The organism is Corallococcus sp. NCSPR001, assembly GCF_017309135.1.
GTDB lineage: Bacteria > Myxococcota > Myxococcia > Myxococcales > Myxococcaceae > Corallococcus.
In genome coordinates, this window is the sequence record NZ_JAFIMS010000002.1 from 1,913,673 (window position 1) to 1,929,259 (window position 15,587).

The 15,587-nt window shown below is 70.1% G+C and carries 12 protein-coding genes; 3 read left to right on the forward strand and 9 right to left on the reverse strand.

Annotated features, from left to right (window positions below; all coding sequences use genetic code 11):
* Positions 1–23: 23 nt before the first annotated feature.
* From JYJ93_RS09955 to JYJ93_RS09975, 5 genes are all read right to left on the reverse strand, one after another.
* On the reverse strand, positions 24–3,491 hold the full coding sequence (locus JYJ93_RS09955; RefSeq protein WP_206788581.1) for a methylmalonyl-CoA mutase family protein: 3,468 nt from the start codon (positions 3,489–3,491) through the stop codon (positions 24–26).
* Between the two features lie 75 nt (positions 3,492–3,566).
* Positions 3,567–4,550: a methylmalonyl Co-A mutase-associated GTPase MeaB gene (meaB, locus tag JYJ93_RS09960; protein ID WP_206788583.1), complete on the reverse strand. Its 984-nt coding sequence runs from the start codon at positions 4,548–4,550 to the stop codon at positions 3,567–3,569.
* On the reverse strand, positions 4,547–6,733 hold the full coding sequence (scpA, locus tag JYJ93_RS09965; protein ID WP_206788592.1) for a methylmalonyl-CoA mutase: 2,187 nt from the start codon (positions 6,731–6,733) through the stop codon (positions 4,547–4,549). Before scpA ends, meaB begins: the two co-directional genes overlap by 4 nt.
* Entirely contained in the window at positions 6,733–8,613 is a 1,881-nt protein-coding gene (locus JYJ93_RS09970; protein WP_206788594.1) for a methylmalonyl-CoA mutase family protein, read from the reverse strand. Before JYJ93_RS09970 ends, scpA begins: the two co-directional genes overlap by 1 nt.
* Before the next feature lie 66 nt (positions 8,614–8,679).
* Positions 8,680–9,948 carry an agmatine deiminase family protein gene (locus tag JYJ93_RS09975; protein ID WP_206788605.1) on the reverse strand — a complete coding sequence of 423 codons (1,269 nt, stop codon included), beginning with the start codon at positions 9,946–9,948 and terminating at the stop codon, positions 8,680–8,682.
* 225 nt (positions 9,949–10,173) lie between these two features.
* Here JYJ93_RS09975 and JYJ93_RS09980 point away from each other — a divergent pair, with 225 nt between their 5' ends.
* The gene (locus tag JYJ93_RS09980) at positions 10,174–10,635 is read left to right on the forward strand and encodes a hypothetical protein (protein ID WP_206788608.1); all 462 of its coding nucleotides are present in this window, start codon (positions 10,174–10,176) and stop codon (positions 10,633–10,635) included.
* Here the strand turns inward: JYJ93_RS09980 and JYJ93_RS09985 are convergent.
* On the reverse strand, positions 10,612–11,448 hold the full coding sequence (locus JYJ93_RS09985) for an NmrA family NAD(P)-binding protein (protein ID WP_206788618.1): 837 nt from the start codon (positions 11,446–11,448) through the stop codon (positions 10,612–10,614). The two genes, JYJ93_RS09980 and JYJ93_RS09985, sit on opposite strands and share 24 nt — an antisense overlap.
* Positions 11,445–11,876 carry a nuclear transport factor 2 family protein gene (locus tag JYJ93_RS09990; RefSeq protein ID WP_206788620.1) on the reverse strand — a complete coding sequence of 144 codons (432 nt, stop codon included), beginning with the start codon at positions 11,874–11,876 and terminating at the stop codon, positions 11,445–11,447. The genes JYJ93_RS09985 and JYJ93_RS09990 overlap by 4 nt, the downstream gene beginning before the upstream one ends.
* Before the next feature lie 119 nt (positions 11,877–11,995).
* Between JYJ93_RS09990 and JYJ93_RS09995 the strand changes: the two genes are divergently transcribed.
* Both JYJ93_RS09995 and JYJ93_RS10000 read left to right on the forward strand, forming a co-directional pair.
* A complete protein-coding gene (locus JYJ93_RS09995) occupies positions 11,996–12,937 on the forward strand; it encodes an AraC family transcriptional regulator (RefSeq protein WP_269012809.1) in 942 nt (313 codons plus the stop codon).
* Positions 12,938–12,993: 56 nt separating this feature from the next.
* Positions 12,994–14,361 (forward strand): glycosyl hydrolase, encoded by a 1,368-nt coding sequence (locus JYJ93_RS10000; RefSeq protein ID WP_206788624.1) that lies wholly within the window; start codon positions 12,994–12,996, stop codon positions 14,359–14,361.
* A 55-nt stretch (positions 14,362–14,416) separates the two neighbouring features.
* On the opposite strand, the gene JYJ93_RS10005 is transcribed toward JYJ93_RS10000, so the two are convergent.
* Positions 14,417–14,884, reverse strand: a complete 468-nt coding sequence (locus JYJ93_RS10005) for a hypothetical protein (protein WP_206788626.1) — start codon at positions 14,882–14,884, stop codon at positions 14,417–14,419.
* Between the two features lie 25 nt (positions 14,885–14,909).
* Positions 14,910–15,497 (reverse strand): TetR family transcriptional regulator, encoded by a 588-nt coding sequence (locus tag JYJ93_RS10010; RefSeq protein WP_206788628.1) that lies wholly within the window; start codon positions 15,495–15,497, stop codon positions 14,910–14,912.
* Between the last annotated feature and the right edge of the window lie 90 nt (positions 15,498–15,587).

Below are 15,587 nucleotides of genomic sequence, written 5' to 3' on the forward strand. Positions count from 1 at the left end.
CGCCCGGGACTGCGGCGCTCGCGTCACATGTTGCGCCGGTACTGGCCGCCCACCTCGTACAGCGCGCGGGACAGCTGGCCCAGCGTGCACACCTTGCAGGCGTCCATCAGCGCGCCGAACACGTTGCCGTTGTCCAGGGCCGCGCGGCGCACCGCCTCCAGGGCCGCGGGCGCCGTCTTCGCGTTGCGCTTCCAGAAGGCGTCACGCGCGGTGATGGCGTAGTCCTTCTCCTCCTTCGTCGCGCGAATAACCTCCGGCGGCGTCACCGTGGGGGAACCCTTGGGGTCCAGGAAGGTGTTCACGCCGATGATGGGCAGCGTCCCGTCGTGCTTCTGCATCTCGTAGTAGAGCGACTCCTCTTGAATCTTGGAGCGCTGGTACATGCGCTCCATGGCGCCCAGCACGCCGCCGCGCTCGGAGATGGCGCGGAACTCGTTGAGCACCGCCGCCTCCACCAGGTCCGTCAGCTCCTCGATGATGAACGAGCCCTGGTTGGGGTTCTCGTTCTTCGACAGGCCGAACTCCTTGTTGATGACCAGTTGGATGGCCAGCGCGCGCCGGACGCTCTCCTCCGTGGGCGTGGTGATGGCCTCGTCGTAGGCGTTCGTGTGCAACGAATTGCAGTTGTCGTTGAGCGCCAGCAATGCCTGCAACGTGGTGCGGATGTCGTTGAAGGCAATCTCCTGCGCGTGCAGGGAACGGCCGGACGTCTGGATGTGATACTTCAGCTTCTGCGACCGGTCGTTGCCGCCGTACTTGTCCCGGATGGCCTTGGCCCAGATGCGGCGGGCCACGCGCCCCAGCACCGCGTACTCCGGGTCCATGCCGTTGGAGAAGAAGAACGACAGGTTGGGCGCGAAGTCGTCGATGTGCATCCCGCGCGACAGGTAGTACTCGACGAAGGTGAAGCCGTTGGCCAGCGTGAAGGCCAGCTGGGAGATGGGGTTCGCCCCGGCCTCCGCGATGTGGTACCCGGAAATGGACACCGAGTAGAAGTTCCGCACCTTCTGGTCGATGAAGTACTGCTGGATGTCGCCCATCACGCGCAGGGCGAACTCCGTGGAGAAGATGCAGGTGTTCTGCGCCTGGTCCTCCTTGAGGATGTCCGCCTGCACCGTGCCGCGCACCGCCTGGAGCGTGGACGCACGGATCTTCGCGTAGACGTCCGCCGGCAGCACCTCGTCACCGGACACGCCCAGGAGCAGCAGGCCCAGCCCGTCGTTGCCCTGGGGCAGCTCGCCCTGGTAGCGCGGACGCGGCAGGCCGCGCTCCTGGTAGAGCGCTTCGATCTTCTTCTCGACCTCCTCCACCTTGCCGTTGGCGCGGATCCACTTCTCGCACTGCTGATCCACCGCGGCGTTGAGGAAGAAGCCCAGCAGCATGGGCGCCGGGCCGTTGATGGTCATGGACACGGACGTGGACGGGTCCGCCAGGTCGAAGCCGGAGTAGAGCTTCTTCGCGTCGTCCACGTTCGCGATGGAAACACCCGAGTTGCCCACCTTGCCGTAGATGTCCGGCCGGTGGTCCGGGTCCTCTCCGTACAGCGTCACCGAGTCGAACGCCGTGGACAGGCGCTTCGCCGGCAGGCCGCGTGACACGTAGTGGAAGCGCTTGTTGGTGCGCTCCGGGCCGCCCTCGCCCGCGAACATGCGCGCGGGGTCCTCGCCCTCGCGCTTGAGCGGGAAGACGCCCGCGGTGAACGGGAAGGCGCCCGGCGCGTTCTCCCGCAGGAGCCACGTCAGGATGTCGCCCCAGTCCTCATACTTGGGCAGGGCGATCTTGGGCACGCGCAGGTGCGACAGCGTCTCGCTGATGAGGTCCAGCTCGATGACCTTGTCGCGCACCTGGAACTGGTACTTGGACGCGGCGTAGCGCTTCTTCGTCGCGGGCCACTCGGCCAGCAGGCGCCGGCAGTCCGCGTGCAGGCGGCTCTCCAGGTCCTGGTACAGCGCCACCAGGTCGCCCAGGTACGCGGGCTCGCCCTCCACGCGCTCCGTCACCTGCACCACGTCGTCCGCGCTCTTCGGCTCGACGATCTCCAGCTTCTTCTTCCCCACGTTCTGGCGCAGGGCCTGGATGGTGCCGTGCAACTGGTACATGCGCCGGGCGATGGCGGCCTGGGCGCGCGCGAAGCCGTCGTAGTCCTCGCAGGCGTCGACGATCTCCGCCAGGTAGCGCGTGCGCTCCGGGGGGATGATCCACTTCTTTTCGCTCATGCCGGGCGTGAGCTGGAAGCGGCTGTCCAGCTTCGCGCCCGTCTTCTTCACCAGCGCGTCGATGATGGCCCGGTAGAGCGTGTTCATGCCCGGGTCGTTGAACTGCGACGCGATGGTGCCGTACACGGGCACCGCGTCATCCGCCAGGGTGAAGGCGTTGTGGTTGCGCTTCCACTGCTTCTTCACGTCGCGCAGCGCGTCCAGCGACCCGCGCTTGTCGAACTTGTTGATGGCGATGACGTCCGCGAAGTCGAGCATGTCGATCTTCTCGAGCTGCGTCGCCGCGCCGTACTCGGCCGTCATCACGTAGAGCGCCACGTCCGAGTGCTCGGTGATTTCGGTGTCCGACTGCCCGATGCCGGAGGTCTCCACCACGATGAGGTCGAAGCCCGCCGCCTTGCAGACTTCAATCGAGTGGGCGACGTGACGGGACAGGGCCAGGTTGCTCTGGCGGGTGGCCATCGAGCGCATGTAGACGCGCGGGTTGTCGATGGCGTTCATGCGGATGCGGTCGCCCAGGAGCGCGCCGCCGGACTTGCGCTTGGACGGGTCCACGGAGAGCACGGCCAGCGTCTTGTCCGGGAAGTCCGCCAGGAAGCGGCGCACCAGCTCGTCCACCAGGCTGGACTTGCCGGCGCCGCCCGTGCCGGTGATGCCCAGCACGGGCACCCGGGGCGCGTCCGTGCCCGTGGTCTTCAGCGCGCTTCGCAGCTCCTCTCCCGCGTCCGCGAAGTTCTCCGCGATGGTGATGAGCGACGCGATGCGCTCCGGCTCGCGGGGCAGCGGGGCCTTGAGCAGGCCCTTGAAGTCGGAGGGGCGCTTTTCGAAGTCACATTGGGAGATGAGGTCGTCGATCATCCCCTGGAGGCCCATGGCGCGGCCGTCGTCCGGGGAATAGATGCGCGCGACGCCGTACTTGTGCAGCTCCTCGATTTCCGTGGGGAGGATGGTGCCGCCGCCGCCGCCGAACACCTTGATGTTCGCACCGCGCTCGCGCAGCAAATCAATCATGTACTTGAAGTACTCGACGTGGCCGCCCTGGTAGGACGTGAGGGCGATGCCCTGGGCGTCCTCCTGGATGGCGCAGTCCACGATTTCAGCCACGGACCGGTTGTGGCCCAGGTGGATGATCTCCGCGCCGGAGGACTGCATCAGGCGGCGCATCACGTTGATGGCCGCGTCGTGTCCGTCGAAGAGGCTGGCGGCCGTGACGATGCGGACGTGGTGGCGGGGCCGGTACGGCTGGGGAGCGGTGTTCGGTTGGGGGTGTCGCACGGGCGTACACTAGGAGTGCGGTGCAGGCCCGGCAAGCGATTGAGACAGGCGTTGCCCGTTGGACGACGCGCTTTGTCAGACCTGCGATTGCGGCAGGAATGCGCCCAGCACACGCAGTGCGGCGGAGGTGGGCGTCGCGCGTCCTTCGCGTACGGCCTGCTCCAGGACCGGCACCAGGGCGGCCACCTCGGGGTGCGCCCGCAGGGCCGCTCGCAGGCCGTCGTTCACCATGGCCCACATCCAGCCCACCTGCTGCTGGGTGCGCCGGTGCGACAGCTCGCCGGAGGACTCGCGCTTCGCGATGACGTCCACCACGGAGGCCCACAGCGTGTCGATGCCGGTGCCCTCCATGGCGCTGCACGTGGTGACCACCGGCTCCGCGCCGGGGCGCATCAGGTGCAGGGCGGCGCGGTACTCCGCGCGGGCCCGCGTGGCGCGCGGCAGGTTGTCGCCGTCCGCCTTGTTGATGGCCACCATGTCCGCGACTTCCAGGATGCCGCGCTTGATGCCCTGGAGCTCGTCACCGGCGCCCGCGAGCATCAGCACCAGGTAGAAGTCCACCAGGTCCGCGACCACGGTCTCGGACTGGCCCACGCCCACCGTCTCCACCAGCACCACGTCGAAGCCGGCGGCCTCGCAGAGCAGCAGCGTCTCCCGCGTCTTGCGCGCGACGCCGCCCAGCGTGCCGCTGGAGGGGCTGGGGCGGATGTACGCGGCCATCTCGCGCGCCAGCCGGTACATGCGCGTCTTGTCGCCCAGGATGCTGCCGCCCGTCACGGTGCTGGACGGGTCGATGGCGAGCACCGCGACTTTGTGGCCGCCGCCCACCAGGTGCATGCCCAGCGCGTCGATGAAGGTGCTCTTGCCCACGCCGGGCACGCCGCTGATGCCCACGCGGCGGCTCTTGCCGGTGTGGGGCAGCAGCCGCGTGAGGACCTCCTGCGCGAGCGCGGCGTGCTTCGGGTGCTCGCTCTCCACCAGGGTGATGGCGCGCGCGAGCACCGCCCTGTCGCCCGCGCGCACGCCGTCCACGTAGGTGTCCGCGGAAAGCGGCTTCACGCCGCCTCCTGCTCGGCGGCCAGCTTGTCGAGCAGCTCGATGGCAGCCTTCGCGATGACGGTGCCCGGGCCGAAGATGGCGGCGGCACCGGCGGCGCGGAGCGCGTCGTAGTCCTGCGGCGGGATGACGCCGCCCACCACGACCATGATGTCCTCGCGGCCCAGGGCCTTGAGGGCGTGCTTGAGCTGCGGCACCAGCGTGAGGTGGCCCGCGGCGAGCGACGACGCGCCCACCACGTGCACGTCGTTCTCCACCGCCTGGCGCGCGGACTCCTCCGGCGTCTGGAACAGCGGGCCGATGTCCACGTCGAAGCCCAGGTCCGCGAACGCGGTGGCGATGACCTTCTGTCCGCGGTCGTGGCCGTCCTGGCCCATCTTCGCGATGAGGATGCGCGGCCGGCGGCCGAAGCGCTCCAGGAAGTCATCCGCCTTCGCCCGAGCCTCCGCGATGCCCTGCGCCTGTCCTGCTTCCGCTGAGTACACGCCCGTCACCCCGCGCACGGTGGCCTCGTAGCGCCCGAAGACCTTCTCCAGGGCGTCGCTGATTTCCCCCACGGTGGCCTTCGCCCGCGCCGCGTCGATGGCCAGCGCCAGCAGGTTGCCCTCGTTGCGGCGGCCCGCCTCCGTGAGCGCGTCCAGGCGGCGGCGGACCTCTTCGCCGTTGCGCTCCGCGCGCAGCTCCCGCAGGCGGGCAATCTGCGCCTCGCGCACGGCGGAGTTGTCCACCTTGAGGATCTCGATGTTGTCCGGGCGCTCCGGCGGGTACTTGTTCACGCCGATGATGGCCTGGCGCCCGGAGTCGATGCGCGCCTGCGTGCGCGCGGCGGCCTCCTCGATGCGCAGCTTGGGCAGGCCGGCTTCAATGGCCTTGGTCATGCCGCCCAGCGCCTCGACCTCCTGGATGTGGCCCCAGGCCTTCTGGGCCAATTCGTGGGTGAGGCGCTCCACGTAGTAGCTGCCGCCCCACGGGTCGATGACGCGCGTGGTGCCGCTCTCCAGCTGGAGGTACAGCTGCGTGTTGCGGGCGATGCGCGCGCTGAAGTCCGTGGGCAGCGCGATGGCTTCATCCAGCGAGTTGGTGTGCAGGCTCTGCGTGTGGCCCTGCGTCGCGGCCATGGCCTCCACGCAGGTGCGCACGACGTTGTTGTAGACGTCCTGCGCGGTGAGGCTCCAGCCGGACGTCTGGCAGTGGGTGCGCAGCGCCAGGCTCTTGTCGCTCTTGGGGTTGAAGCCCTTGATGAGGCGGGCCCAGAGGAGGCGGGCCGCGCGCATCTTGGCCACCTCCATGAAGAAGTTCATCCCGATGGCCCAGAAGAACGACAGGCGCGGGGCGAACGCGTCCACGCCCAGGCCGGCGGCGAGGCCCGCTCTCACGTACTCCACGCCGTCCGCCAGCGTGTAGCCCAGCTCCAGGTCCTGCGTCGCGCCGGCCTCCTGCATGTGGTAGCCGCTGATGCTGATGCTGTTGAAGCGCGGCATCCGCTCCGCCGTGAACTTGAAGATGTCCCCGATGATGCGCATCGAGGGGCCGGGCGGATAGATGTACGTGTTGCGGACCATGAACTCCTTGAGGATGTCGTTCTGGATGGTCCCGCTGAGCTGCTCGGGCTTCACGCCCTGTTCCTCGGCCGCGACCACGTAGAGCGCGAGCACGGGGAGGACGGCGCCGTTCATCGTCATCGACACGCTCATCTGGTCGAGCGGGATGCGGTCGAACAGGATGCGCATGTCCTTGATGGAGTCGATGGCGACGCCCGCCATGCCCACGTCGCCCGCGACGCGCGGGTGGTCGCTGTCGTAGCCCCGGTGCGTGGCCAGGTCGAACGCGATGGACAGGCCCTTCTGACCGGCCGCGAGGTTGCGGCGGTAGAAGGCGTTGGACGCCTCCGCCGTGGAGAAGCCCGCGTACTGGCGCACCGTCCACGGCTGCTGCACGTACATGGTGGAGTACGGGCCGCGCACGAAGGGCGGCAGGCCCGGCAGCGAGCCCAGGTGCGCCATGCCCTCCAGGTCCTCGCGGGTGTAGAGCGGCTTGACGGGGATGCCCTCGGGCGTGTCCCAGCGCTCGGCGGCGGCCGTGGCTTGGGTCGCCTTCGCGCGCTGCTGCTCCAGCACGGACGCGGGCGTCTGGGTTTCAGGGGCGTCGAAGGCGACGCGGGAGAAGTCCGGAACGGTGGGGCGCATCAGGCCACTCCCAGGTGCGTGTGCAGCGTCTTCAGGAGCTGGAACAGGTCCGCTCCCGCGTAGAGGAACAGGTCCACGCCGGCCGCGCGGAAGGCGGCCTCGTGTTCACCGGGGCGGCCCGCGACGGCGACCGTGCGGGCGCCCTTCGCCTTGAGGGCGGAGACGTAGGCGGGCAGGACCTCCGGGTAGAGGGCATCCGGACCGGAGATGACGGCGAGCGTCGTGCCCGCCTTCGCGAACAGCTCCGCGGCGGCGTTCGCGTCCGCGAAGCCGTGGTGCTCGCTGGGCTCGATGCCGCCCACGGCGAGCACGTTGGCGATCCACGTGGCGCGCGCGGTGTGCTCGGCCACGGTGCCCAGGTTGGCCATGAAGGCGCGGGGACGCACGCCGTGCGCCGCGTGGTAGCGGTCGCTCGCATCGCGCAGGGACTCGAAGGCCTCCGCCACGCGCACGGGCTGGGGCGGGGTGATGCCTTCACCCTGCACGGGCGCCGCGGCGCGGGCCTCGCGCTGCACGGGGGCCTCGTGGAGGTGGGGGAACTCGCTGACGCCCACGATGGGGAGCTTGCGCGTGCGCACGGCCTTGTCGCGCGCGGTGCGCGTCTCCGTGAGGACGCGGGCCACGTCGCCCTGCGCGATGGCCTTGCTGATGCCGCCCAGCGCTTCGATGCGCTGGAGCTCCGTCCACGCCGCGCGGGCGAACTCGCCGGTGAGCTGCTCCAGGTAGTAGCTGCCGCCCGCGGGGTCCGCGACGCGGTTGAGGCTGGACTCGTCGCGCAGGATGAGCTGCGTGTTGCGCGCGAGCCGCCGGCTCTGCTCGTCGGGCGTGCCCAGGGGCTCGTCGAAGGGGGCGGTGCTCACGCTGTCCGCGCCCGCGACGACGGCGGCGAAGGACTCCGCGGTGCCGCGCAGGATGTTCACCCACGGGTCGCGCCGCGTCTTGGTGGCGCTGGCCGTGCGCGCGTGCAGCGCCATGGCCTGCGACTCCGGCGCGCCGCCCGAAGCGGCGACGACCTTGGACCAGAGCAGCCGCGCCGCGCGCAGCTTCGCGATTTCGGGGAAGAACTGCCCGCCCACGGACAGGGCGAACTGCATGGACCGTGCGGCGTCACCCGGGGACACGCCCGCGCGCTCCAGCTCGCGCAGATACTCCACGCCGGTGGCGATGCTCCACGCCAGCTCATGCACGGACGTGGCGCCCGCGTCCGCCCAGGGGCGCGACGACACGAGCAGCGCGCGCAGGCCGGGCGCGTCCTTGAGCAGCGACGTGACGAGGGGCGCGGCCTCCGTCAGCGTGCGGGCCACGTCCACCTTCGCGGCGCCGTGGCGCGCGAGCGCCGCGATGGGGTCGATGCCCAGGCTGCCGCGCAGGGACTGCTTCGCGGCGCCGGCCTTCTTCGCCAGCACCTCCAGCAGCAGGGACGCGGGCCGCAGCACGTCCGCGGTCGGCTCCAGGTGCACCGGCGTGCGCTCCAGCGGCACGTGCTCCAGCAGCTTCGCCAGCGTGGACTCGTCCTTCACGTCCAGGCCGTGGGGCGCGTCCAGCAGCAGCCACACGCCCTGCGTGCCGCGCTCCAGGTCCTCGCGGAGCGCGTCGGCGGTCGCGGCCACGTCCGGGCCCGCGTACTCCTGGCACAAGAGCCATCCGCCCTCGGTGTGGCCCAGGGGCTGGGTGCCACGCACGTAGGGTGCGACGCCGGGCGGCTCCGAGGGCGCCGGGGCGTCCTGGGGCGTGTAGAGGGGCTGGAGGGACAGGCCGCCCTCCAGGGGCGACTGGAGCACCGTGAAGGGCTTGCCCTTGAGGTCCTTGTCCACCAGCCGGCGCCACTCCTCGACGGAAGGGGGCGCGAAGTCCGCTGCGGTAAGAGGCACGTCAGCCATGCCCCTCCCATAGGCGCATTGCCCTACCCGGGGCAATGGGATGGTGACGCCCCCCGCCCCCATGCGTCAGCGGAAGGTCTTCGTGATGCAGTGCAGTGAGCCCTGGCAGGGGATGAGGGTGTCCGAGGGGATGGGCACGACCTTCACCGCGCCCGCGCCGAACTCGCGGTCCAGCGCCCACTGGTAGGTGGCCAGGGCCTCCCGTTCCTGGCCGTGGTGCCGCCAGGCCAGGGAGGGTGGCACCCAGCGGTAGACGGGCACGGCCATCACGTCGCCCAGGCGGATGGAGTTGAGGTACGTGGCCCAGACGCGCGTGTTGGTGCCGTCACATTCGGCGATGCGCTCGGGCGCTCCCACGCAGGTTCCGTTCGTGTCCTGGCAGTAGGGGGTGGGCATGGGGATGCGCACGACGTCGTAGCCCAGGTCCGACAGCCGCCGCGCGTTGCGGTCCAGGATGGCGGCGTTGATGGCGTCGTCGTTCACGTCGTAGCGGCCCACGAGCACCGTCTTGGGGGACAGCACCGTCATCCACATGTCGATGTGGTCGATGACGCGGTCCTGCATCGACTCCAGGGTGACGACTTCGCAGCCGTGCGCGCGGCCGATGACCGCGTCCGTCTGCGCTTCGGTGTAGCACCAGCCCGCGAAGCAGTTCTGCCGGTTGGTGGCGTTGCGGGCGCGGAAGCAGCGGCCGGCGCCGTCCGTCAGCAGGTTGCCTCCGGAGAGGATCACCGCGGGCCGGTCCATGGGGACGCCCCAGTGTTTCCCCAGGTCGTCCGGCACGCGGTCCAGGTGGTCGATGCCGTCCAGCGCGGAGCAGAAGGGGACGGGCAGGGGGAAGTAGACCATGTCCACGAACCGGCGCTCCCCCCGGGGCCCCTCCACGACGTCCGGCCCGAAGTCGCGGACCCATACGTCCTCCACCTCCACGTCCACCAGGTTGATGCCCCGTTGCTGCTCCTCCGTCGCGCCGGCCAGCGTCAGGCACTCGCGCACCTGGGGATGGAGCGACGCGGCCGCGAGCACGTGCACGGGGACATGCCCCGCCGCGGTGAGCGCCAGCGCCGTCTGCTCCGGGTAGTTGCATCCCCGGTCGGGCCAGGCGAGCAGCAGCCCGCCGTTGGACTCATGCTCCGCCGGGAACCTCACGCCGTCGGGGGATGGCGTGAAGCCGTAGGTCGCGGGGTCGCACTCCCATTGGTACAGCCGGGGCAGTGCCTGGGCCTGCTGCCGTTCGTAGCGGTTGCTCGGAGCCCGCATGGGCTCCTCTTCCACCACCTGTCCACAGCCGAGGCTCCACGCCGCGAAGCCCATCCACAGCAGCCGCCTTGTCACGTTCCGGCCCGCTTCCCGCGAGGCGCGCGGCCCGTATCCCTGGATGGGTTCGGGGGCGCCTCGCGAAATGACTCCGGAGCGGGACGACCGGTCCGGTCCTCCCGGCGGAAGATGGTTCCCGGGCGCAAGCATCCGCCCCTGGCGCGATATGGCCGGGCACCGGAGGCGTTCGCGCGGAGGACCCGCGTTGGCGGAGGGCCGCGAGGGGACGGTAGATTCGCGGGCATGCGCCCCAAGACGAAGTCCCCCTCCCGCGAGCCGGGCCTCGAAGACCGGCTCCTGCTGGACGGAGTGGAGCGGCTGTCCGAGGAGACGGGCAGCGCCGGTGCGCCCCTCACGCCGGGCGCCGTGCGGCTGCGCGCGCTGGGGACCCTGGCGAAGGGCTCGGGGTTGGTGCTGCTGGGCGCCGCCATCATGGCGGGCCTCGTCTGGGTGGGCCTTGGAGGCGACGGCGCCCTGCCCATGCTCCTGGTGGCGCCCACGTACTTCATGGGCGCCGCCTATGTCGTCGCGGGGCTAACAGGGCTGCTGACGGGGCGCCCGTGGGACCGCACGCCCTTCTGGGTGAAGCTGCCGATGATGATCATCGGTGGCGTCCTGGTCCTCACGGCCGGCATCGCCATCAACATCGTGGGCGCGCAGGCCCTGCGCTCGGACACGGTCTCAACGCCGGGCGCGAACGAATGACTCGAAGTCGCGCGGCGCGCGGCCGGTGACCCGGAGCACCGTGTCCGTCACGCGGTCCTCGGCGCCGTCGCGGATGAGCGTGTCGAGCATCGTGAGGAACCTCGCGTAGACCTCCGGCATGCCAGACGCCTGGAGGTGCCGCTGCGCCTCCTCTGGCGTCGCGTGCACGTGCCGGATGGGACGGCCCGTCACCCGGGACAGGATGGCCGCGAGGTCGTCGTAGCTCAGCGCCTGGGGGCCGGTGATGACGTGCGCGGTGTCGTGAGCGCGCGCGTCCGCGAGCGCCCGGACGCCCACCGCCGCGATGTCCTCCGCGGCCACGAAGCCCACGCGTCCCTGGCCCGTGGCCGTCACCAGCGTGCCGTCGCGCTGGAGGCTGTCCGCGTGGTGGTGGCCCGGAAGGACGAAGTTCTGCATGAACCACGAGGGTTGGAGCACGCTCCACTCCGGCGCCCGCGTGCGCAGGAAGTGGTGCACCTGTCCCAGCCCCGGGCCTCCTTCCGGAACGACGGACGCGGAGAGCAGCACGACCCGCCGCACGCCGCGGGACAGCGCGCGCTCCAGCACGGACGTCATGAGGCTGGACGGGTCCTCCACCAGCGCGGGCGCCAGGATGTACATGCGGTCCACGCCCTCCAGCGCGGCCCCGTGCGTGGAGGGATCCGCCCAGTCGAAGCGCACGTGCTCGGCGGCGGCGACGGGCGGGCGCGTGTCGCGCGTGGCGGTGCGCACCGTGAAGCCCTCCGCCGTGAGCCCCTGCGCGATGGGACGGCCCGTGTTGCCGGCGGCTCCGATGACGAGGATGCGGGTCATGCGCGCTCCTGCGTGAAGGACTCGAAGGTGCCCCGGGGCGCGGCCAGCGGGTTCCAGTATTCCCGGTAGTGCACGATGCGGCCGTCGCGCACCTGCACGCGCATCACGTAATCCTGTTCGTAGGGGATGTTGCCGGGCTGCAGCGTCGCGGAGCCGTGCACCTCCAACCAGCCGGTCGTGGAGTCTTCGCCCGGGTAGCGCCGGACGTTCGTGAAGGTGAGGTCCCGGAAGTGCTTCGTGATGGGCGCGAAGTAGGCGCGGATGGCCTGGCTGCCCTCCAGCCGGTCAGGGCTGCCGAGCGACGGGGCGTAGGGGAACTCGACGACGGCGTCCTCCGCGAAGAGGGCAAGCCAGCGTTCGACGTCCGTGGCGATGAGCGTCAGGTGCGCGTCCATCAGCCGGGTCAGGTCAGCGGAAGTGCGGTCCATGTGCGGCCTCCAGAGAAGAGGTGATGGACCTGAAATAGGCCGTCCGTTATGGACGCTCCATGCCGCTGCGTCCAAAAGAACTGTCTTTCCGTCCAACGCCTCCGGAGCTGGAGACCGACGTGGTCTCCGATGTGCTGGAGACGCTGCGCTTCAAGACGTTGCTCTTCGGCCGTATCGAGCTGGGCGCCCCCTGGGCCGTGCGCATGCCCCGCAAGGCCAACGCGTCCTTCTACGTGGTCGCGCGCGGAAGCCTGCGCCTGCAGGTGGACGGCCTGGCGAAGCCGGTGTTCCTGTCCGCCGGAGACGTGGTGCTCCTGCCCCGAGCCCCCGCGCACACGCTGGATGACGGCAGCCGCCGCACCCCCGCCGCCAGCGACTTCGTGCCGCCGCAACTGCTCCGTCCCTCCACCGCGCCGCTGGGCGGGCCCGGGCAGGTCACCACGCTGGTCACCGGCTGCTTCCAGTTTGGCGCGGACCCCGCGCATCCGCTGCTGCGGGCGTTTCCCTCCGTCATCCGTCTGTCCACGCAGGACGGGCAGGGGACGCCCTCGCTCGCCGCGACCGTGCAGCTCATCACCGCGGAGACCGCCACGCCCGGAGCGGGGAGCGCGCTGGTGCTGGGGCGGCTGGCGGACGTGCTGCTCGTCCATGCGCTGCGGGCCCAGACGGCGCTCGCGGGCGCGAAGCAGGCGGGATGGAAGGCGCTGGCGGATCCCGCTGTCGGGAACGCGCTCTCGCTGATGCATGAACAGCCCGGCACTCCGTGGACGGTGGAGCGGCTGGCCCGGTCGGTGGGCGTGTCCCGCTCCGGCTTCGCGGCGCGCTTCCACGCGCTGGTGGGTGAGACGCCGCTGCACTACCTGGCCAACTGGCGGATGATCCGCGCCGCGCGCTGGCTGCGCGAATCCACCGACAGCCTGGACACCATCGCCGAGCGCGCTGGCTACGAAAGCGCGCCCGCCTTCAGCAAGGCCTTCAAGCGCCGCTGGGGCATCGGGCCCGGCGCGTATCGGCGCGCTCCCACGGACAGTGAAGCCGCGCCGCTCCGCGTTGACACATAAGCTGTAATGCCTGGAGAGTCTGTAAAGTCTCACTTCCCCCTCCAGGAGCTTCCCTCATGCCTTCGCGCCTCCAGCGCTTGTTCTCCTCCCTGGCCGTGGTGTCCACGTTGTGCGCCGGGCTGACTGCTTCGGCGGATCCGCTGACGGGAGTGTACCGGGGCGAGGTGTACTCGCAGCCGAACGCGGTGAACGCGTACTCCACCTGGCTGGGCTTCGACGTGAAGATGGGGCAGGGGCACCAGGCGAAGGACTCGTGGGGAAACATCGAGAACCCGGGCTGGCAGCTGGGGGCGTGGCGCACGTGGGTGAAGGCCAAGGCAGGCCGGCGCTTCAACTACTCGGTGGCGATGTTCCCCAGCGGGCAGGGGACGCTCGGGGCGTGCGCGTCCGGGGCGTATGATCAGCGCTTCAAGAACCTGGCGACCAACCTGGTGGCCTATGAGCTCCAGGGCACCATCATCCGGCCAGGCTGGGAGTTCAGCGGCAACTGGATGCCCTGGTACTCCGGCAATGGCAATCAGGCGAACTTCGCCGCGTGCTTCCGCCGCATCGTGACGGCCATGCGCACGCAGCAGCCGAACGCGGGCTTCGAGTTCGACTGGAACCCGAACTACGACATCTCCGCCGCGGACCTGAGCGCCACGTACCCGGGCGACGCGTACGTCGACTACATCGGCCTGGACATGTACGACCAGGGTTGGAACGGCGCCTATCCGATTCCGGCGGGCTGCACGGGGTCGTGCGCGCTCACGCGGTGGCAGTCGGTGTGGAACGCGCAGTTCGGTCCGGCGCTGACGAAGTTCAAGAGCTTCGCCCAGTCCCACAACAAGCGGCTGTCCGTGCCGGAGTGGGGCGTCAACGACGCGGCCACGCACGGCGGCGGGGATGACACGTACTACGTGCAGCAGATGCTGGCGTTCATCTTCGACCCGGCGAACAACGTGGGCTACCACTCGTACTTCGACGTCCAGGCCGGCGATGGCCACCACCAGCTGTCCAGCGCGGACGCCAACGGAGGCAACACCTTCGTCACCGAGTTCCCCAACGCCGCGGCGGCCTTCAAGGCCTTCTACGCGAACCAGAACCCGCAGCCCGCGCAGCTCTCCACCACGAAGGCCACGGTGAGCCCTGCGACGGTGACGCGCGGCCAGTCCTTCAACGTGACGGGCACGGTGACGTCGTCCACGGCGCGCACGCTGGTGATGAAGTATGAGATCCGCAACGCGAGCAACTCCGCGCTGGTGACGTCCGCGCAGTACACGAACCAGGTCTTCACCGCGGGCCAGACGCGCACGTACACGTCCGCGTTCACCATTCCCACGTCGCTGAGCGCGGGCACCTACCGCGTGGACACGCTCGTCTACACGGCGGACTGGTCGCAGACGCTGCTGTACCGCAACGACACGACGTTCACCGTGAACTGAGGCGCGGCTTTCTTCCGTCACACGGCCGCTGGAGGCATGCGTCCTCCGGCGGCCCTCAGTGGGGAACGGCCACGGCCTGCTCCAGGCCCTCGGACCACTCCAGCAGGCAGGAGGCGTCCACCTCGAACGAGACCTCGACGCGCGCCGTCCCGCTCGCGTGGACGAGGAGGAAGTCCGGCTTCCACCGGTCGATGGCGGAGTCCGAGCGGGGACGGACCTCGACGGTGCAGGTGATGTCGCGTCCGGTGTCCAGGTCCAGGCTGAACGGCTCCTGCGTGGACTGCCACTGCCGGAGCGCCCGCCGCAGGGAATCGAAGTGGGCGCGCAGCACCACGACCTGAGGCAACCGGATGGCGAAGTCGTCCACGACCTCTCCGGTGATGGGGTGGACGTCCCTGCGGAAGCCGGTCCCGGTGATGCGCAGCTCCAGGAGGAGGCAGGGTTCGCCGTCCAGGGACATGGCCTTTCGGACCTTCCCTTCCAGCATGTCGTAGCCAGCGTTCGAGGGAAGGCGGAAGTTCATGTTCAAGCCCGCGCCCTGACGTGGTTCACGAAGTGGAGCTGACGGGCGACACCAGCAGCCGGACGGCCTCCACTACGGAGCGGCGTCGCCGGCGGATCTCCGCGGGCGAGGGCGGGGTGTCCGAGCCGCAGTACGACAGCGGGAAGGCCCACGCCTTGGACAGCGCCAGCACCAGCGCCAGCAGCTCGTCCGCCGCGAAGTGCTTCGACACCAGCCCCTCCTTCTGGGCCTTCGCGATGGCGGCTGCCTTGTGCTGGTTGTTGCGCGCGACAGGCTCCGGGATGTCCACGGAGGGGCCGTGCTCCAGCTCGTACCAGGTGGCCAGGCGCAGCACCTGCGGCCGGGCCTGGAAGCCGTCGAACAGCCGCCCCGCGTAGGCCGGCAGGTCCGCCGCGTCGATGGGCGTCTCGCGCGCCACCTCCGCCACGTGCGCTTCGAAGACCGCGTCGAACAGCTGCTCCTTGCTGCCGAAGTACGAATAGATGAGCGCCTTGTTGCAGCCGGCCGCCGCCGCGATGCGGTCCACGCGCGCGCCCGCGATGCCCTTCTCCGAGAACTCCGCCACGGCCGCCTCCAACAGGCGCTGCCGGGTCTTCCGCGCGTCTCCAGCCATGCCCGTCCACCATGCCCCAGCCCATTCCGGGTTGCACCCTGTCCGGGGGCCCAATATATCCATGTAACCAACTGGTTAGTTGAAAGGATT